This is a genomic window from Janthinobacterium sp. GL_088 (genome assembly GCF_057837845.1).
This window is the reverse complement of sequence record NZ_CM174453.1, coordinates 3815958-3834873: the sequence shown is the minus strand read 5'-3', so window position 1 is coordinate 3834873 and position 18916 is coordinate 3815958. Positions and strand designations below refer to the sequence as shown.

Annotated in this window: 22 protein-coding genes; 15 read left to right on the top strand and 7 right to left on the bottom strand. The window is 59.7% G+C overall.

Translation table 11 applies throughout. The features are described 5' to 3' along the window. The first annotated feature begins 6 nt into the window (after positions 1–6). The 4 genes from AC3IQ7_RS17285 (at position 7) to AC3IQ7_RS17270 (ending at position 3466) form a co-directional block, all read left to right on the top strand. Positions 7–1227: an MFS transporter gene (locus tag AC3IQ7_RS17285; RefSeq protein ID WP_489206789.1), complete on the top strand. Its 1221-nt coding sequence runs from the start codon at positions 7–9 to the stop codon at positions 1225–1227. A gap of 66 nt (positions 1228–1293) precedes the next feature. Continuing rightward, positions 1294–1629 carry a DUF5071 domain-containing protein gene (locus tag AC3IQ7_RS17280; RefSeq protein ID WP_489206788.1) on the top strand — a complete coding sequence of 112 codons (336 nt, stop codon included), beginning with the start codon at positions 1294–1296 and terminating at the stop codon, positions 1627–1629. 139 nt (positions 1630–1768) lie between these two features. Beyond that, a complete protein-coding gene (locus tag AC3IQ7_RS17275; protein ID WP_233516072.1) occupies positions 1769–2641 on the top strand; it encodes a hypothetical protein in 873 nt (290 codons plus the stop codon). A 147-nt stretch (positions 2642–2788) separates the two neighbouring features. Continuing rightward, positions 2789–3466 carry a CatA-like O-acetyltransferase gene (locus AC3IQ7_RS17270; RefSeq protein WP_489206787.1) on the top strand — a complete coding sequence of 226 codons (678 nt, stop codon included), beginning with the start codon at positions 2789–2791 and terminating at the stop codon, positions 3464–3466. Here the strand turns inward: AC3IQ7_RS17270 and AC3IQ7_RS17265 are convergent. Next, on the bottom strand, positions 3463–4224 hold the full coding sequence (locus tag AC3IQ7_RS17265; protein ID WP_489206786.1) for an AraC family transcriptional regulator: 762 nt from the start codon (positions 4222–4224) through the stop codon (positions 3463–3465). The genes AC3IQ7_RS17270 and AC3IQ7_RS17265 overlap by 4 nt on opposite strands. A gap of 85 nt (positions 4225–4309) precedes the next feature. On the opposite strand from AC3IQ7_RS17265, the gene AC3IQ7_RS17260 reads away from it, so the two are divergent. Continuing rightward, positions 4310–5071, top strand: a complete 762-nt coding sequence (locus AC3IQ7_RS17260; RefSeq protein ID WP_099377271.1) for an alpha/beta fold hydrolase — start codon at positions 4310–4312, stop codon at positions 5069–5071. Here AC3IQ7_RS17260 and AC3IQ7_RS17255 read toward each other — a convergent pair whose 3' ends face one another. Continuing rightward, positions 5072–5713 carry a LysE family translocator gene (locus AC3IQ7_RS17255; protein WP_034755914.1) on the bottom strand — a complete coding sequence of 214 codons (642 nt, stop codon included), beginning with the start codon at positions 5711–5713 and terminating at the stop codon, positions 5072–5074. 106 nt (positions 5714–5819) lie between these two features. After that, the gene (locus AC3IQ7_RS17250) at positions 5820–6896 is read right to left on the bottom strand and encodes a YeiH family protein (protein ID WP_322428719.1); all 1077 of its coding nucleotides are present in this window, start codon (positions 6894–6896) and stop codon (positions 5820–5822) included. A 105-nt stretch (positions 6897–7001) separates the two neighbouring features. Here AC3IQ7_RS17250 and AC3IQ7_RS17245 point away from each other — a divergent pair, with 105 nt between their 5' ends. After that, positions 7002–7904, top strand: a complete 903-nt coding sequence (locus tag AC3IQ7_RS17245; RefSeq protein ID WP_099377269.1) for a LysR family transcriptional regulator — start codon at positions 7002–7004, stop codon at positions 7902–7904. 10 nt (positions 7905–7914) lie between these two features. Here the strand turns inward: AC3IQ7_RS17245 and AC3IQ7_RS17240 are convergent, their stop codons facing one another. After that, positions 7915–9003 (bottom strand): flavodoxin family protein, encoded by a 1089-nt coding sequence (locus tag AC3IQ7_RS17240; RefSeq protein WP_489206785.1) that lies wholly within the window; start codon positions 9001–9003, stop codon positions 7915–7917. Positions 9004–9119: 116 nt separating this feature from the next. Between AC3IQ7_RS17240 and AC3IQ7_RS17235 the strand changes: the two genes are divergently transcribed. Then, positions 9120–9692, top strand: coding sequence for a helix-turn-helix domain-containing protein (locus AC3IQ7_RS17235; protein ID WP_489206784.1), 573 nt, complete (start codon positions 9120–9122; stop codon positions 9690–9692). Between the two features lie 7 nt (positions 9693–9699). Next, positions 9700–10224 carry a GNAT family N-acetyltransferase gene (locus AC3IQ7_RS17230; protein WP_489206783.1) on the top strand — a complete coding sequence of 175 codons (525 nt, stop codon included), beginning with the start codon at positions 9700–9702 and terminating at the stop codon, positions 10222–10224. A 30-nt stretch (positions 10225–10254) separates the two neighbouring features. Here AC3IQ7_RS17230 and AC3IQ7_RS17225 read toward each other — a convergent pair whose 3' ends face one another. Beyond that, positions 10255–11643 (bottom strand): methyl-accepting chemotaxis protein, encoded by a 1389-nt coding sequence (locus AC3IQ7_RS17225; protein WP_489206782.1) that lies wholly within the window; start codon positions 11641–11643, stop codon positions 10255–10257. 326 nt (positions 11644–11969) lie between these two features. Here AC3IQ7_RS17225 and AC3IQ7_RS17220 point away from each other — a divergent pair, with 326 nt between their 5' ends. Both AC3IQ7_RS17220 and AC3IQ7_RS17215 read left to right on the top strand, forming a co-directional pair. After that, positions 11970–12233: a DUF378 domain-containing protein gene (locus tag AC3IQ7_RS17220; RefSeq protein WP_199534280.1), complete on the top strand. Its 264-nt coding sequence runs from the start codon at positions 11970–11972 to the stop codon at positions 12231–12233. Between the two features lie 12 nt (positions 12234–12245). Further along, positions 12246–12617, top strand: coding sequence for a hypothetical protein (locus AC3IQ7_RS17215; protein WP_489206781.1), 372 nt, complete (start codon positions 12246–12248; stop codon positions 12615–12617). Between the two features lie 38 nt (positions 12618–12655). Here the strand turns inward: AC3IQ7_RS17215 and AC3IQ7_RS17210 are convergent, their stop codons facing one another. Further along, positions 12656–13072: a c-type cytochrome gene (locus AC3IQ7_RS17210; protein WP_099377263.1), complete on the bottom strand. Its 417-nt coding sequence runs from the start codon at positions 13070–13072 to the stop codon at positions 12656–12658. A 142-nt stretch (positions 13073–13214) separates the two neighbouring features. Further along, entirely contained in the window at positions 13215–14093 is an 879-nt protein-coding gene (locus tag AC3IQ7_RS17205) for an EamA family transporter (protein ID WP_199534278.1), read from the bottom strand. 226 nt (positions 14094–14319) lie between these two features. Between AC3IQ7_RS17205 and AC3IQ7_RS17200 the strand changes: the two genes are divergently transcribed. The 5 genes from AC3IQ7_RS17200 to AC3IQ7_RS17180 all read left to right on the top strand — a co-directional run bounded on the left by AC3IQ7_RS17200 (position 14320) and on the right by AC3IQ7_RS17180 (position 18708). Next, positions 14320–14520: a KTSC domain-containing protein gene (locus AC3IQ7_RS17200; protein WP_099377262.1), complete on the top strand. Its 201-nt coding sequence runs from the start codon at positions 14320–14322 to the stop codon at positions 14518–14520. 981 nt (positions 14521–15501) lie between these two features. Next, complete coding sequence (locus AC3IQ7_RS17195) at positions 15502–16029, top strand: hypothetical protein (RefSeq protein ID WP_489206780.1); 528 nt, start codon at positions 15502–15504, stop codon at positions 16027–16029. A gap of 19 nt (positions 16030–16048) precedes the next feature. Continuing rightward, positions 16049–16621, top strand: a complete 573-nt coding sequence (locus AC3IQ7_RS17190) for a hypothetical protein (protein ID WP_489206779.1) — start codon at positions 16049–16051, stop codon at positions 16619–16621. A 117-nt stretch (positions 16622–16738) separates the two neighbouring features. Then, complete coding sequence (locus AC3IQ7_RS17185) at positions 16739–17689, top strand: IS481 family transposase (RefSeq protein WP_489206778.1); 951 nt, start codon at positions 16739–16741, stop codon at positions 17687–17689. A gap of 377 nt (positions 17690–18066) precedes the next feature. Continuing rightward, positions 18067–18708, top strand: a complete 642-nt coding sequence (locus AC3IQ7_RS17180) for a DUF4304 domain-containing protein (protein ID WP_489206777.1) — start codon at positions 18067–18069, stop codon at positions 18706–18708. The last annotated feature ends 208 nt before the right edge of the window (positions 18709–18916 follow it).

Genomic DNA, 18916 nt, shown 5'->3' with positions numbered 1-18916 from the left:
GAAGTCATGACTGAGCCATCCGCCGCCGCTGTTGCCACCGTATCGACCTCCTCCGACAAACCGATCCGCCGCCGCTCGCTGTTCGCCGCCTGCAGCGCGCATGCCGTGCATGACGGCTTGACGGACGTGATCTATGTGCTGTTGCCCATCTGGCAGGCGCAGTTTGCCATCAGCTACGCCATGGTGGGCCTCTTGCGCGGTTCCTACTCGGGCATGATGGCCGGCTTCCAGTTGCTGGCCAGCCGCCTGGCGAAACGCTGGGGACGCGAGCGCATGCTGGTGGGCGGCACGGCGCTGGCCGGCGTTGCCTACCTGGTCGCGGGGCAGGCGGGCGGCCTGGCCGTGCTGCTGTTCGCCCTGCTGCTGGGTGGCCTGGGCGCCAGCACCCAGCATCCGCTGGCCTCGTCCATCGTCACCGACACGCACGAGGCGGGCGGCGGCGTCAAGGAGGCGCTGTCGCACTATAACTTTGCCGGCGATATCGGCAAGACCCTGATTCCCGCGCTGGTGGGCTTGCTGTTGCTCGTGTGCAGCTGGCAAGCCAGCGTTTCGCTGCTGGGCTTGCTGGGCCTGGCGGCGGCCGGCTTGCTGTGGTGGCTGCTGCCGAAGCCGGAAGACATCCAGGCCAGCCAGAAGAAAGCGGTCAAACCCATCACTGGCAGCGGCTCCAAAGCAAGCTTTCGCGCGCTGCTGGCCACGGGCACCCTGGACAGCGCCGTGCGTATGGGTTTTCTCACCTTTTTACCGTTCTTGTTGAAAAGCAAGGGGGCGGGCACGGCCGGCATCGGCGTGGCCTTGTCGCTGCTGTTCGTGGGCGGCGCCTTCGGCAAGCTGCTGTGCGGCTACCTGGGCGCGCGCATCGGCATGATGAAGACCGTGTGGCTGACGGAATCGATGACCTCGCTGCTGATCGTGCTGGCCCTGTGGCTGCCGCTGGCCGGCGTCATGGCCATGTTGCCGCTGCTGGGGCTGGCGCTGAACGGCACTTCGTCCGTGTTGTATGGCGTGGTGCCGGAGCTGGCCGAGCCTGGCAAGCGCGAGCATGCGTTTGCGCTGTTTTACACGGGCAGCATCGGCGGCGGGGCGATGTCGCCCGTGCTGTTCGGCGCGCTGGGCGACCATACGAGCGTGAACACGGCCTTGCTGGCGCTGGCGGCCGTATTGCTGCTCACTTTACCGTTGGCATGGAAAGTGCAACGGGGCCTGGCGCACGGCGGCGCCACATGACACTACGCATACATCTGCCATTGCCGCGCGATAAGCACGATACAGAACGCGCAAGCCCTCATCGCCTTGCCATGGAACGACATTGCTCCAGCCATGCCGGAGATACTGGAATGGGTGCAAGATGCGAACTGGCCCGTGGCAGCCGTGCTCCTGCCGTATCTGGCCGGCATCGGTCCGCGCCTCGCTCCCTATATCAAAACGGTGCTGGCCAGTGGCGACTCACAGTGGAAGTATTTTGTGCTGCAGGGTATTGTGCGTCATTCACGGGAGCTGGCATTCGAATTAGGCGGGGAATTGAAACGCTGCGCTTATGCGCCAACAATCGAAGAACTGGAAGAAGGCGTGGCCGAGGCGGTCCGGGAAATCCTGCAATGCCAGTTAATCACCGTGCCCAGTCAATAATCAGGGTCATGATTGGAGCGCATCAGTATTGAATGTGCGTGCGTGTGGCCATTCCTGCAATAGATAGGCGACAATCCGGTCCGAATATTTGTCGGCATCCGGGTTTTGAAAACTCTCTATCATTTAACAGGAAGATTACATGGGCAATTTTAGTATCCCGCAAACCAATAAAGCACTCGCAGTGTATTTGCATGGCAAGACGGTGCCTATGCTCTTTGCGGTATTTGCGGTGATCCTGGCGGCAGTGGCGGGTTTCGTGCTGTACCTGAGCACGACCTTGCCCCAGAAGACACTCACCGATGCGCAAGCCATGACCTTGCGTAACGGCGCCAAGCTGGGCACGCACAGCAATTTGACGATTCTTTATGGCACGGCGGCTTTTCTATTGCTGATCGCACTGCTGGTGCTGGTCATGCGCGCGGTAATGCTCAAGCGGCGGAAGAGCCGTTTTGAATTGCATGAAGACGGTGTGGTGCATGAATTGGACGGTATTCGCAGCTACGCTGCCTTTGCCGATATCGAAGACCTGTATCTGTTCGCTGGCGGCTCCACCGCCATGACCGGCATGATTAATAACTTAGCCTATCGGACGGGTGCCGACCAGCCCTGGATATGGGCTACCGGAGAACTCAAGCGCTTTGACGAGTTCATGGACGAGTTTCGTTCCCGTTACCTGGAAGACCGCATGCCCGTCCTGAAGAAAAAACTCGCAGACGGCGAGCGCGTGAATTTCCGTTACATCAGCAGCGGCGACGTGTACAAGAAACGCTTGTTCGGCAATTTCCTGAATGTCAAGACACAGGAACTGGCATTATCGGCGCAGGGCTTGCATGTGGATGGCGTCACCTGGCCTGGCACCAGCCTGAAATGCATGAATCAGAATGACTGGACCGAGAAACTGACGATCAAGGATGCGGCAGGCAGCACGGTATTTTCATGCATCGGCACGGGTATTCTGAGTTTCGACCTGTTCGCCAATATGCTGGACGACGAGATTAATCAGGCCGGGTAAAAAATCCGGCGAAAGTATGCCTCCCGCTACAGGGAGGCTTGCGACCGGGCTATCCCGGTCGGCAGTCAGTTTCAGATAAAAAATGAAAACACATTGACTGTCGAATGACGAATATCAAAAAAACATTACATGCGCTCATGACGTGACTTGCCCGCCAGCACCGCCATCGTCTACACTCGCCGCATGAAAAATTTTGAAAAGCGGCGCGACCGCTATGACTTGTTCCGCGCGTTTGACAATCCCCTCGTCAACATCAACTTCCAGCTCGACGTGCCGGACTTCCGGCCGTATTGCAAGGCACGGCAGATTCCCGTGTTTCACTTTTTCCTGTTTTGCCTGCTCAATACGGTCAAGGAAATCGACAACTTCATGTACCGCATCTACCAGGGTGACGTGATACGCATCGACGATTTCCCCGCCTCGTACACCGTCATCAACTGCGATGAAAACCTCAATTACACGCGCTTCCCGATGACGGACCAGCTCGATTTATTCATCGCACGCAGCCTGGACGCCAAGCGCCTCGCCGAAGCCAGCTCCGCGCTGATCAATACGGGCGAGGGAGAGAGCGAGCGCCAGCAGCGCAACAATATCTTCATTACCTGCCTGCCATGGCTGGAACTGGCGGCCATCGAGCACCCGATCTACCGCCACCGCGACGCCGACATCCCGACCTTTACTTGGGGCAAGTTCGGCCCCGCGCAGGGCGATGGCCGCATGCGGGTGCCGTTTTCCGCGCAAGCCCACCATGGTTTTGTCGACGGCTACCATGTGCAGAAACTGGCGCAGGCGCTGGGCCAGCGCATCGCTGCCATCATTTCCTAGGTCGACAGATAATCGCTTGGCGCCTGGTCCAGCACGCGGCGGAAGGCGGCCGTGAAGGCGCTGGGACTGGCATAGCCGAGGTCGAGCGCGATCCTGGTGACGGCTTGCCCCTCGGCCAGGCGCGTGATGGCCGCCAGCAGGCACGCTTGCTGGCGCCACTGGGCAAAGGCCAGGCCCGTCTGGGCACGGAACTGCCGCGTAAAGGTGCGTCGGCTCATGCCCGCCTGCGCCGCCATTGTGTCCAGGCCGCTGTGCAGGCTCGGTTGCCGTAGAAATTCCATGCATAGCCGCGCCAGCCGGGGTTCCTGCGGCAGGGGCGCGTTCAGGGGCAGGGGCTGGGCGGCGGCAATCTCGTCGAGCAGCAAGGCCATCAGCCGTCCGGCGCGCGATTGTTCCGCATACAAGGCATCGACGGTCACGGCCTCGGCCAGCAACTGGCGCAGCAACGGCGAAGCGTCCAGCACCTGACAGTGGGATGGCAATCCGGTCCCTGCGATGGCGGGCGCGTCGATAAAGACATTATGCATGGTCACGGCGCCATGCATGCGCATGCCGTGGATGAGCTGGGCCGGTACCCAGCAGGCGCGTTGCGGCGGCACCAGCCAGTTGCCTTGCGGCGTGTGCACGCTGATCACGCCGCGTGCTGCATACGCAAATTGCCCGCGCGCATGGCTGTGGCTGGGAAAGACAGCATCGGGCGCATGGTCGCGCGCCGTGGCGATCAAGGGACGCGGCACTTCCGTATAAAAATCATCCATGGCCCATACTCTACAGTATTTGACCTGGCATCGAAGGCGGGCCGCTCGCTGGCCGCTTACCATTGACTCTTTTTCAGGAGTGAACATGCACAATACCTATCACCGCGTGGGCCATGGTCCCCACGCCATCATCGTTTTGCACGGCTGGTTTGGCGACGCGCGGGCGTTCGAACCGATGGAAGCGGCCCTCGATGGTGCCAGTTTCAGCTATGTCTTCATGGACAATCGCGGCTATGGCGGCATGCTTGGCGCGGCAGGAGCGTACTCGATTGACGAGGTCGCGCGCGACGCGCTGGCGCTGGCCGATGCGCTCGGTTTTGCGACGTTCAGCGTGGTGGGCCATTCCATGGGCGGCATGGCGCTGGAACGGCTGGCCTTGCTGGCGCCCTTGCGCCTGCGCAAACTGGTGGCCGTGGCGCCCGTGCCCAGCTGCGGCGTGGCCTTCGATGCGGCAGCCCGCGCGACGTTTCTCGCGGCCGCTGATAGCATGGCGGCGCGGCGCGCCATCATCGATCGCAGCACGGGCGGGCGCTTGCCCGCCACTTGGCTGGACTGGAAGGCGCAATATTCGTGGGAAAGGTCGGATCCAGCCGCGTTTGCCGCGTATTTCCTCGCGTGGAGCGGGACGGATTTTAGTGAAGAAATCAAGGCGGCGCGCGTGGCATTGCCCTTGCTGGCGCTGGTGGGGGAGCATGACCCCCGTTTCGATGCGGCCCTGATGCGCCGCACGTATCTGGCGTGGTACCCGCAAGCCCGGCTGGAGGTGCTGGGCAATGCGGGACACTATCCGATGAATGAAACGCCGCTGGCCCTGGCGGCCAGCATCGAGACATTTTTACGACAGTAGTTACGCTGCCTTGCTGCGCAGGCGCAGCAGGCTCAGGCCCAGCAAGACGAAGGCGCCGCCCGTGATGCGGTTGAACAGCTTGGCCCGGCCCGGCGTGGCCAGCTGGGTTTTCAGCAGGCGCGCCAGGTTGGCATAGAACAAGTGGGCCAGCATGGCGCAGGCAACAAACGAGGTCGTCAGCACGGTGAACTGGATGGCCACGGGTTCGCCCGGCGTGATGAATTGCGGGAACAGCGCCGAGAAGAACAGGATGGCTTTCGGATTGGTCAGCGCCACCGTCAAGCCTTGGCGGAACAGTTTCCAGAACGAATTGGGATTCGCCGCGCCGGCCACCACGGGGGCATCGGCCACGACGCTGGTCTTGCTGCGCCATTGCTTGATGCCCAGGTACACCAGGTACAGGGCGCCAGCCAGTTTCAGCAGCATGAAGGCCGTGGCCGAAGTGGCCAGCACGACGCCCATGCCGGCCATGGCCACGCCGGAAATGATGAACAGGCCAAAACCATTGCCCATGCTGCTGATCATCGCGCGGCGGGGGCCGACGGCGATGGCATTCGAGATGGCCAGCAAGACGGCCGGGCCGGGAGAAAACGTGACGAGCAGGGCGACGCTGCAGAAAAGCAGCCAGTTCGAGAGATGCATGGGTGTTCCTGGATGGGGGCCGAAGCCGGATTGAGAGTCAAAACACTCATATTGTACGAAGTTTTCGGCTCTCGTGTCGGCTAGCCTGGGCGGGAACTGGCCAGTTTCAGGCAAACAGGCTGGCGACCACATGGTTGATGGCGGCGCCACCGGCGATCAGCCAGCAGAACAGCAAGCCGGCCAGCAGCAGGGGTTTGATGCCAGCGCGGCGGATGGCCGACATGTGCGTGGTCAAGCCCAGGGCCGCCATGGCCATGGCCAGCAAGGCCGTATCGAGATCCGTGATGGTGGCTACCGTGCCCGCTGGCAGCAGGCCCAGCGAATTGAAGGCGACCACGGCAATAAAAATGAAGGCGAACCAGGGGATGGCCAGCTTGGTGGCCTTGTCGTGGCCGCCGGCCTTGGCTTTGCCGCGCGCCAGCACCGCCGACAGGATGACGAGAAACGGCGCCAGCATCATTACACGCACCATCTTGGCGATCACAGCCGCATTCGCCGCCTCTTGCCCGATCGACTTGCCGGCCGCGACCACCTGCGCCACCTCATGCACGGTCGAGCCGATGTACACGCCAAACGCAGTGGGCGTGGCGCCCAGCACTTGCCAGCCCAAGTTCAGCTGATACAGCAGCGGGTACAAGAAGATGGCGATGGTGCCGAACACGACGACGGTGGAGACGGCCACGGTGACGTCTTCGCTGCGCCCTTTGACGACGGGCTCCGTCGCCATCACGGCCGCCGCGCCGCAGATCGAGCTGCCCGCGCCGATCAGGATGGCGCTGTTGCGTTCCAGCTTGAACACCTTGGTGCCGAGGAACATGGCCAGCCCAAACGTGGACGCCAGCACCAGCGCGTCGATGGCGATGCCGGCCAGGCCCACCTGGCCAATATCCTGGAACGTCAGGCGGAAGCCGTACAGGATGATGCCGAGTCGTAATAATGTCTGCTTGGAAAAGGTTACACCTGCGCCGCACGTGGGCGCCAGTCGGCCATACAGGCTGTTGCCCAGCACAATACCCAGCATGATGGCCAGGGTCAGGGCGCTCATGCCGTGGCTTTGCATCCATTCCAGCTTGCCTAATTGAATGGCGCCATAGGCGATCACGCCGCTGAGCAGTAGGCCGGGCAGCAATCGGCCGTAGCGGTCGCTGAAATTTGTTGTGTTGCTTGTTGATAGGGATGGCATGCCGTACTCCATGTTTTTATGCGTATGGCATGACTGTACAGTTCGTCGATTAAATGGTAAAACGGATTGTTTTTGTATGTTTAACCTATTGAGTGAGTACATGAGATGGCGTTGACCTTGCGGCAACTGCAGATTTTCCTGGCCGTGGCGGACACGGGCAGCACCAGTGCGGCCGGCGAACTGATTGCGCTGTCGCAATCTGCCACCAGCGCGGCCCTGAATGAACTGGAAACCTTGCTCGGTGCGCAACTGTTCGACCGGGTGGGCAAGCGACTGCTGCTCAACGACAATGGCCGTTTGCTGTTGCCGCAGGCGCGGCAGATGCGCGACGGGGCCGCCAGCATCGAGCGCCAGTTCGCGGGCGCGGACCCGTCCGTGCCCGTCAGCCTGCAAATCGGCGCCAGCACGACGATAGGCATCTATCTGCTACCGCAGATTCTGGCGATGGCAGCGCAGCAGTACGGGCGCAGCATTCCGCAGGTGACGATTGCCAACACGGCCGACATCGCGGCCGCCGTGGCGGAATTCCGTGTCGATATCGGCCTGATCGAAGGGCCGTGCCACGAAGCGGGCTTGCTGGTGGAACCGTGGCTGACGGACCAGATGCTGATCGTGGCCGCGCCCACGCACCCGCTGGCCCAGCTGCGCCATCTGCTCAGTTTTACGGAGCTGAACCAGGCGGGCTGGCTGCTGCGCGAAGCGGGCTCGGGCACACGCGAAGCCGTGGAGCAAGCATTGGTACCGTATCTGCACTATCTGCGCGCCGCAGGCGAGTTCAGCAATTCGGAAGCCATCAAATATGGCGCCGCGGCCGGTCTCGGCATCGCCTGCCTGTCACGGGTCGTCGTGGCAGATCTGCTGGCCAGCGGGCAACTGGTGGAGCTCGAGACCATGCTGCCGCCCCTGGAGCGCAACTTTTATCTGATCCGCCAGTCCAAGAAGATTCTCTCGCCGCGCCTGGCGGGTTTCCTGGAATTGTGCCGCCACGCGTCGCGCATGGCGGGCTAGTGGGCGCGTCTTACTTGGGCCGTGGTGGCGACAGGTTCGCATCGGGCGGGGCCAGCGTACCAGCGCGCAACCGCTTGACGGCTTCCGCCACGGCGCGCGCCACGTTGCACACTTCTTCCTGCATCTTGGTGTCGCGGTCCAGAGTGTCATGGCTTTGCGCGTAACTGTCGTAATAGCCGATGTAGCGGTCCAGCCGCGACTTGGCGCCCGCGTCGACCAGGCCCATCCAGTCCAGCCAGTCGGACAAACCCCGCCGCACGCCTTCGATGCCGGCCACGTCGCCGTGCACGACGAGGCCATAAGCGCGCCCGGCCAGGTGTTTCGGGTAATTCCAGCCTTGCAATTCCAGCGCTTTCGCTTCCACGGCTTTCTTGCCGTGCGTGGACGTGGGATCGGGGTTGCCGCCATCGGCGCACACGAGCCGGTCTATCATCAGTTTCAGCACGCTTGGCGTCTGGTACCAGTACACGGGCGTGAGGATGATGACGGCGTGCGCGGCCGTCCAGCGTTCGTAAATCTCCGCCATCCAGTCATTCGTCTGCCGTTCGCCATGGTTCGGGTAGCAGCTGCACGGCCAGTGGCACAGGGGCATGGCCGTTGAGACGCAGCCCTTGCACGGATGAATGTGCAAATCATACGAGGAGGTCAGCAGGCTCAGGTCCAGCACGTCCGCTTCGATGTGGTCGGCCTGCAATATTTCACTGGCCCACTGCGTCATGCGCCACGTCTTCGAGATTTCGCCGGGGCACGAACCGTCATTGCGCGCCGCGCCGCAGATCAGCAGCACGCGCGATGGGGTGGCGGAATCTTTCTGGCGCGTTTCGGCGGCCAGCAAGCGGTCGCGCGTGGCTTTCCACTCCACGGACAAGTCGTAGTCGGGGTCAAGAAAGCCGGGCCCCGCTTTCTGTGTCACTGGCGCCTTGCGGCCATCCTGGTAATTCTTCCACGCCACTTCTTCCACCTGCACCAGGGCGTCGCGCACGGCGTCGAACGTGGGATCGGCAAACGAGCGGATGAATTGCAGATGAAATTCAACCCTGCCCAGTGGCGCGGGCGCCTGGCCCAAGCGTAGCTCGGGAGTGGAGGGAGTGGCGACCATGGCTTCTCCTTGAAGTGATGGTGCATCGTGCCTGAGGGCCGGCCGCAGGTCTGTGCGCTGAGCAACTGTGCAGCGATTGCTTGCCAAATTCCCTGTTGTGGGATAAATTCCCATATATGGAAAATTTACTAAGTACAGAGAACGATACGGAACAGCGACTGGCGGCGCGCCTGAAGCAGTTGCGCGTGGAGCGGGGCTGGTCGCTGGATCAGCTGGCCAGTGCCAGTCAGGTCAGCCGCGCCACCCTGTCGCGCCTGGAAAATGGCGAAGTCAGCCCGACGACAAACGTGCTGGGCAAGTTGTGCGCCGCGTATGGCCTGGCCATGTCGCGTCTGCTGCGGATGGTGGAAGACGATTTTCCGCCCGTGCTGCGGCGGGCCGGGCAAAGCGTGTGGACAGACCCTGACACCAGCTTTATCCGCCGCTCCGTCTCGCCGCCGTCGCGTGCGCTGGCCGGCGAAGCGCTCGAATGCGAACTGGGCGCTGGCGTGACGATCAGTTATGCCGCCTCGCCCCGGCCTGGCATGGAACACCATCTGTTGCTGCAGGAAGGCAAGCTGAACGTGACAGTCGACGGCCGCTCGCACGATTTACAAGCTGGTGACTGCCTGCGCTACCAGTTGCATGGCGCCAGCGCGTTCATGACGCCGCCAGACAGCGGCGCCCGCTATTTTCTCTTTCTTGTCTGAGGTCGCCATGTCCGCATCGCTACGCCATTTCTCGTCCACCGATATTCGTGTACGTTTGCCGGAACTGGGCGTCTTGCTACAAGACTGCGTGCACGACGGCGCCAGCATCGGTTTTATATTGCCCTTCGACATGGCGGCCAGCCAGGCGTTCTGGACGGATAACGTGTTGCCGGCCGTCACGCGCGGCGTGCGCCTGCTGCTGGTAGCCGAAGTCGATGGCCGTGTGGCCGGCGCAGTGCAGCTGGACTGGGATACCAATCCCAACCAGGCGCACCGGGCCGAAGTGCGCAAGTTGCTGGTCGGGCCTGCTTTCCGCCGCCAAGGCCTCGCGCGCCAGCTGATGCAGGCGCTGGAAGAGCAGGCGCGCCTCTTGCCGCGCAGCCTGTTGACCCTGGACACGCGCAGCAGCGACCATGCGGAACCGCTGTATTTGTCGCTCGGCTATGTGGTGGCCGGCAGCATCCCCGGCTATGCTCTGGCGCCGGCCGGCGACCGGCTGGACGCCACCACGGTCATGTACAAACAGCTATAAATGAGAGTGGCGCGGCGATGGCGGGGGAACTCAGGCTTTCAGCCGCGCTCTAACGGTTGTGGCAGGGCGATTTGCTGGCGCGGAGACAGCGTGAGTGGCCTGCGGGGCCACCAGGCTGATGCCGTGCGCGGCTTGGGCTGACGCTTGGTCACGGCTCAGCTTGAAAATGCCCACCGTGCCCGACAGTAGCGTGGCGCGCTGCTGCATGCTGGCCGCCGCCGTCGACGCCTGTTCCACCAGGGCCGCGTTTTGTTGCGTTACCTGTTCCATCTGCACGATGGCGGCATTGACTTGTTCGATGCCGGACAATTGCTCGCCGCTGGCCATGCTGATTTCGCCCATGATGTCCGTGACGCGGTGTACGCTGGCCACGATCTCGCGCATGGTGGCGCCGGCCGTGTCGACCAGGCGCGCACCAGCATCGACCCGCTCGACGGAATCGCCGATCAGCTGCTTGATTTCCCTGGCTGCGCCGGCCGAGCGTTGCGCCAGGGTGCGCACTTCAGCGGCGACGACGGCAAAGCCGCGCCCCTGTTCGCCGGCCCGCGCTGCTTCCACGGCCGCGTTCAGGGCGAGGATATTCGTCTGGAAGGCGATGGCGTCGATGACGCCGATGATGTCAACGATCTTTTTCGATGAAGCGTTGATCGAGCTCATGGTATCGACCACTTGTGCCACCACCGTGCCCCCTTTGCCGGCCACTGCCGCGGCCGATTGCGCCAGCTGATTGGCTTGCCGTGCGTTATCGGCATTTTGCTTGACGGTGCCCGTCAGCTCGTCCATCGAGGCGGCCGTGCGTTCCAGCGAACTGGCTTGCGCCTGCGTGCGCTGCGACAAGTCCAGGTTGCGGGCGGCAATTTCACCCGAAGCGCCCGCGATGTCGTGCGTGCCGCTGCGCACCTCGCCCACGATCGTGATCAAGCTGGCATTCATGTCTTTCAGCGCCTGCAGCAGTTGCCCCACTTCATCGCTGGAATCGACGCGGATATGCTCGCTCAAGTCGCCGCCAGCCACCTTGCGCGCCACTTTGACGGCATGCCGCAAGGGCCGCACGATGCCGCTGCTGATGAACCAGGCCGTGGCCAGGCTCAACACGCCGCCGACCAGGCCCAGTGCAATGATGAGCACGCTGGTATCGTGGGCGCGGGCCATGGCCGCCTCGGCCGCCGTGCGCATCTGCGCCGATTGCGTGGCGATCTGCTGGTCGAGTTCGTGCAGGGTCGGCTGTTCTTGCGTGCTGTTGCGCGCGGCTTGCAATTGTGCGATGCGCGCATAGCGCTGGTTCACGCTGCTGTCGATTTCCCCGCTCACGGTCGACAGCTGCCACGTGCTGATAAGCACCACCACGGCCAGTAAAAGCGAAGTGAGCAAAAAGCCTGCGGTCAGGCGCACACCGATACGTATGTTTGAAATATTCATGTCCCCTCAGCTGTTGTCCCATGGTGGCCATCTTCCATGCCTGCGGCATGATGCGGCGCTTGTCCCCTGAAGTTGCTGGGGTGAAATGAGTGTAGCAGCGCGGTACTAAGTAATCTATAAATATTTCCATATTGGAATTAGTCACTGCCTGTTTAGCAACAGCGGCATTGCATGTTGCCAGATAAAATCACCCGCCGTATTACAGACCCGTCCTACCTCAATACCCGGCATCGTCCGACTGGCGCATGGCGGTGCCGCGCCTACACTGTTCTTTGTACAGGCCCGGCGGCGGGTCTTTCTTCTACTCTAATTTACAGGAGGCTGACATGGCGAATATCCAGGCAGGATCGGACGGTGCGGCAAACGAGGAAATGACGGCAAAGCGCCTGAACGTGGTCGACTGGATCTCCATGATCCTCTTGATCGTGGGTGGCTTGAACTGGGCGTTGGTGGGCTTGTTCGACATCGACATCGTGGCCCGCATCCTGGGCGCCATGTCGACGGCGTCGCGCGGCGTGTACGTGCTGGTGGGGCTGGCGGCGCTGTATTCCATCTATCTGTGCGTGCGCAAGCTGCCAGCCAAGCCTTAGACGGGAGGACACATGCCTGTCGGTGCCAGCCCGAAGCGCGAACGCGAATTCAAGCAGCTTGAAAAAGAGTTCAAGCAGGAGGGGCGCTATCCGGGCCGCGAGGAAGAAGTCGCCGCCCGTATCGTGAACAAGCAGAGGGCGCAGGCGGGTGAAACGCAGAAGGCGCAAGGCCGCCAGCGTGATGAAAAGCCTGCGGCCAAGGTTGCCGGCGAAACTGCGGCGCGTGACTTGCCGATTACCGGATACCAGCACCTGACGGTGGCGCAGATACGCGACAAGCTGGGTGGCCTGTCCACAGCCCAGTTGCGACGCCTGCGCGACTATGAAGCGCGCACAAGAAGCGCAAAGGCGTGCTGCAAGCGCTGGGAGCTTGATCTGGCGTAATGGGCTTGAGGGGGGCTCGAGGCGATGTGCCTGTGTGCTTACTGCGTGCGCAGATAGGCCAGCAGGTCAGCCACTTGCTGGGCGTTGCCGATGCCCCAGAAACGCATATTATTGCCAGGAATGAAATCGCTGGGGGCTTTCAGGAAGCCGGCCAGGTTTTGCTCGGTCCAGACGATATTCGCGTTTTTCATGGCCGCCGAGTATTTATAGTCGGTGGTGGCACCGGCTTTGCGGCCGATCACCCCCGTCAGCTTGGGGCCGAAGCCGCCGCGCGCCGATGGCCCCACCTGGTGGCAGGAGGCGCACTTGCGAAACGCGGCCTTGCCTGCTTCGGCATTGCCAGTGAGGGCGACCGCAGCGGCTGGCGCGGCCGCGTTGGCCATGGCGATTGGCGCCAGCAGCAAGGCTGCAGCGCTTAAAGGGGAGAGCCAGCGAAAAAGAAATGTGGATGTCATCGGTGAGGCGGAAAGGCAAGATATGGCAAGCAATGACGCATTTTACAGGCGGGCATCAAAAGCTGCCTGTCAGCTGGGCAGCGATGCCAGGACGCGGCACAGGCTACGCTGCAGGAGTTGCTGCCGGGTAGAGTGAATTCCGCTAGCGCTTGCCGCCCTGTGCGCCTAGCGCCGCCATAGCCGACGCAAACACGATGCAGGCAATGGCCAGCCACTGGGTCAGGCTCAGCAATTCTCCCAGCACGGCCATGGCTGCCAGCGCGCTGACGGCCGGCGCCGCGCTGCTGAACATGCCGAACACGCCTTGGGGCAGGCGGCGCAGGGCAAAGATTTCCAGCGAATACGGCAGGGCGCTGGACAGCATGGCAATGGCCAGGCCCATCAAGGCAATCGATGGCGCCAGCAAGGCCGTGCCCGAATACGCGACACCGATGGGCACCGTCACCATGGCCGCCACCGTCATGCCCCAGGCCACGGCTTGCCCGCCCTGCAAGGTCGAGGCCCGCTTGCCGAAGATGATGTACAGCGCCCAGCACAGCGCCGCCCCCAGTGCATACGCCACGCCAACGGGATCCAGGCTGCCCGGGCTGCCTTGCAGCGGCAACAGCAAATACAAGCCGAACACGGCGCAGGCCACGGCCAGCAAATCGCGCGGCCGCCGTGAAGACAGCATGGCCACGGCCAGCGGCCCCGTCACCTCGATGGCGACAGCGATGCCGATCGGTATCAGCGCAAACGCCCGGTAAATCAGCAAGTTCATCAACCCCAGTACGGAACCGTAGACCAGCAAGTTCAGCACATCCTTGCGCGTCAGGCGATAGCGCCACGGCCGGAAGATGGCCAGCAGGATCAGCGCCGAAAACCCCACCCGGTACGCCGTAATCCCTTCCACGCCAATGACCGGAAACAGATTCTTCGCAATCGCCGCCCCCAGGTTGACGGAAATCTGCCCTCCCAGCACGGCCAGGGAAGGGAGCAAGATGCTGTCGGGGAGGGAAGAGGTCGAGGCGGGGGAGGTCATGGGACGGTATTTTAATATGCCTGAGGCTGGCAGTCGCTGGCAGATTGGTAAGCTGGGGAGATTTAACCGGGCAGTTGCTGACATGACTGGTGTATCGGGGCTTCTTTTTCGATATCATGTTGCAAAATGCGCTACAGTTGTGGAATCGTTTGCTAATGGTCAGAGGCCGCCGATTCCTAATCGAACAGCCTTACCATTGTGAGCCTTGACACTTTCGGGAGCTACCATGCAAATGGTTCGAGTAAATTCCAGTGCCATTGTTGCGATTGGTTACGACGAGCAAACAGCTCGCATGCGTATCCAATTCCAGCAAGGGCATAGTTATGACTTTTGCCGAGTACCTTCGAATGTTCATGCAGCGTTCATGCGTACCTACTCCAAGGGTACTTACTACAACGAGCACATCAAAGACCGATACCAATGCTAATCGGCATTTAGCCTAAAAGAGTCGGCAATCGGCCAGAAGCGGACGACTGACGTTACCCTTCATTACTCAATTTAAGTATGCCAAGTTACGTAAAAAGACACTGGGACGAGACTAGAGGTGACAGGTACGATGCATGGGGCACGTCCTGGTGGTACTTTGAAGTCGACGGTGCAGGCCGGGTTACCCGACAAATTGAACAGTACGATTCTGGTCCGCTGCTTTGCTATAGTGCCGAGCATGAGAGCGACGAATTTGGCGGGATCTCAGAAAAGCCTCTCGATTTATCGGAGCCAGGGTACAGTGCGATTTCCCATCAAGCGTTCGAATCAATTTGGAGAGTCGCGTAGTGCTTCCGTTGTCGGCCAGGAGCGGACCTTCGCCGACTGGCAGCTTCGGGCCGACGGCAAATTCATAATTATCGGGAGTTCTATATGGACGACGAGCAGCTCGTAGAAAAGATTTTGCAGTCTCTTGTCGAGCTGGAGCAAGAGGGGGAACTCGTTCTCACAACCAACTCTGGTTCTAGCGTAGCGAGATACATTCTGGACTCGGCATTAAAACAACTAGTCACCACTTTTCGTGACTCGGACGCACCGATAGAATGCACGATGCCGCATCTGCTAGAGCAAACTATCGATGAGGTAAAGATCCGGTTTGGGGTGCCGAGTCAGCGCGCTCGAGAGATTACAGGCTCCTATTACAACCGGTTTCGGCCAAGGGATAACAGAAATTCGAATCAACGGGACAGTTAGGCGCGCAATTAAAAGGTTGCTAAGTGTATTGGCACGAAGGTGAAAAATTGAGCGGCCGTAAATAGACGTGCATGTTCGAGCTGTTTGTTACTCCGCGTGTGCAAATTATGCTTTCGTTTTCGGCCGGCGAAACATGATCAGCTTGCGGTCGTTAGTAGAGGGAGTGGAACCTTCATTCAGACCACGATAGACGGGCTACACAGGTCATCTCCATATCAAAAAATCAATTATGCAACTACTCAAATTAATCTCCCCTCTGATATTTCTGGCTCCCTTCTCATCAGCAAATTCAGAGGAATTGCTGCTGGAACGCCAAGATTTCAGAGAATGTGAAGCTCAGACCATGACGGCATTGAGCATTGCTCGGAACGCGATGCACCTGAAGGATTCCAAGCAATCGATGCTAGATGTCAAATCGACCGCGGAGTTCCAGAGAGCTACCACCAGCGAGGTCGATGAGGAAATCGCGCGCACTGGTTCGAACGACCATGTCCGTTTCGCGGCAAAGAAGCTTTTCCAATGTTCCAAACTGGCGGGCCTGCCAATCAAAGAGGATTGGCAGGCTGCCACGTTCTGCCTCGCGCGGCAGGACATTCTGTTTTACTTGGCCATCGATCGGGAGCAGGGGCGCCCGGAGGGTGAAGCTGATGTTCGCATAAGAAAGCGCTTTAGCAACAGCTCAAAGTCCATCTATTCTGACCCCATTATCGACCGTTTTGTCCCCCCTAGTCTACCAAGTTACCGACAACGAGGATGAGTATAAGCTGCGTCGATACATGTTCGAAACCTGCTACCTTCCTGATGAGTGGAGAGCTTGGGACAAGAGCATTCAGTCAGCAAAGCTAAGCGCCCAAACAATTAATAACAATGAGGTGTTAGAGCGCATCAAGGCGAAAGCACGTGTAGCCCATCCAAATGACCACACTGCGCAGAACGCGGTGATTAACAAGGAACTGGCCAGCTATGTCGATAAACAGACAGGAAATCCTAAACTGGCCGCAACGATACTGTTTCTCGGCTACTACATGAAAAATACCCATGGCGTCCCCAGTGTATGTTTGGAACATGGAGTTTCGATGGTCAACTTTCCAAAAGCTTTCTCTGCTGCGAATCAAGAGGTGATGGATGTGACGAGGGTGACAATGGACACTCCTGGTGTGCGTGATCACGCAATGGCATTGGCCAGTCCGGCCGCGCGTAGGGAGCTTGATAGGTTTGCAGAGGTTAAAAATACCGATATCAAGGGTGCTTGCTTGTTCCTCGAAACGGACGCGCAAGGAATGGCCGACAGGATGTCGTTTGCGAAAATTCTGCCAGCTCAGTACCAAGCACTGCTTGGGACAAAGTAAACACAGGGATGGTGGGTGCGCTAGGTGTGATGTTTCAATAGGTTGTTGTGGTTCATTCGGATTGGATTTGAGACACTGGAAATCGCCAAACCCCCAGTTCTCAAGGAAACCAACCTAATGAACATCCATAAGAATGCCCGATTAACGCTGATTCGTCGAGTCGAGATGGTCGAAGACGTACTACGTCACCGCCTGCCGGTCTGCCAGGCCGCTGTCCGCTATGCCGTGAGCGAGGCGACCGTGCGCAAATGGCTGGGGCGCTTCCTTGCCGAAGATCGGGATGGTTTGATGGATCGCTCGTCGCGTCCCGCGCATAGCCCTTTGGCTCTGGACGCAGGCAAGGCGCTGACCGTTGTCGAGCTACGCAAGAAGCGCATGACGCAGGCCAGGATCGCCCAGTACCTGCAGATATCGAAGGCCACAGTTAGCCGTGTGCTGGCGCGCGCCGGCCTCTCCAAACTGAGCAATCTCGATCCCGTCGAGCCGGTGCAGCGCTACGAGCATGCAGAACCAGGCGACCTGATTCATATCGATACCAAGAAGCTCGGGCGCATTGAAACCACCGGCCATCGTGCGACGGGAGACCGGCGAGACCGTACGCGCGGCGCCGGCTGGGAAGTCTTGTTTATCGCCATTGATGACCATGCCCGCATCGCCTTCACGGAGCTCTATCCTGACGAAACCCAGGAGAATGCCAACCGATTCCTCGCCAATACCCACGCCTATTTCTGCTCACTCGGGGTGCGTCCCAAAGCGTTGTTGACCGATAACGGCTCAGCCTTTCGCTCCAAGTCATTCAAGGCCACTTGTAGCCAGATAGCATTGAAGCACCGCTTTACACGGCCCTATCGGCCACAGACCAATGGCAAGGCCGAACGCTTCATCCAGTCAGCCTTGCGCGAATGGGCTTACGGCTTTGTTTATAACAACTCACTGGAGCGGGCCAACATGCTCAAAGAATGGAACCATCACTACAACTGGCACCGGCCGCATCAGGGCATTGCTGGCAAGGCCCCAATGTCACGGCTCAGATCCGGCCAGAATAACCTCTTGCAACTTCACACCTAGGCGGACGCGAATTGCCCAGATTTCGCTTACGCGCAGCGGCGCTTTTTGCCCGACTAATTTGCCTTTGTTCCATGGTGTAGGTTGACCAAAAAATTGTGCTTGATATTCCATGATAGGCCTCCTGAATGGAACTCTACTATGCGTCTAAAGAGCATCGGCGGCGTGAGGAAGGTGATGTGGAAATTTAATGGATTTTCATTTGGACAACATGGTATCGTTGCTTATAGGCTAGATACGGCCAGAAGCGGTCGTTCATCTCATGGGACGACAAAGTCGCTAGTTGAATGGCGGTGTCGCTATTCATTTCGCGCAGTATTACGGTCTGGCTCTGCGCTATGTCTACCAGTAGCCTGTTACTTTGAGTTTTGGGAAACACAATGTCCATTGAAACTACGCGTATCGAAACCATTATCAAGGTTCACTTGGCTCCAGAACTTCGTGCAGAAGGCTTTACGGGATCTGGAAGGACGTTCCGCCGCACTCGGGATGGTCAAATCCATGTGGTCAATATTCAGGGGTCGAGCTATGGAGGACAGTTCGCGATCAATCTTGCTATTCAACCAGTTGCAGTTCCTGATGTACTAGGTGACGCACCCGCCCCAAAGAAGATCGCTGAGTCTGCTTGTGAGTTCAGGAGGCGATTGTCGGAATCCGGGGCAGATCAGTGGTGGCGCTATGATGATCAGGCATCACTTGAAAGGGCAATGAACGATGCAGCCAAGGTCTACGTGGCATACGGTCGCCCGGTGTTTGATACGATGTCGATGCCGCCCTCTCCACTCGACACAATGAAAGTGGAACACTTGGTGGAAGGTCCGATGGAGTTCTGTGGATTTGGGATAACGAACGTTCGCTTAGCTCTTGTACTCGCGCGTCTGCGCGAAGTGGAAGGGAGAATCCCTGATGCCGTTTCATTTGCAACGTACGGACTGCAACATGCAATCAATGCATTTGGACTTAGATCGGAACTGGAGCGAATCGCAGCACTGCCCCATAGTCCGCCGGACAAAATAAGCTAGCGTGCACTAGTATCCAGAACATCGAAACGCTGCTCTGAGTCTTTACCAATGTTCCCAATGGGGCTGAAACCGCCGACGACGGCAGCCGGCCAGTAGCGGACATTCGCGGTCGTGTGACAATGTGTGATTTTTTTTGCTTGGCAATCCGCTATGCTCTGGGGCCGCTGTCGTCCAGAAGCAGGACTTTCAGACGCTTATTTCTTCAGGG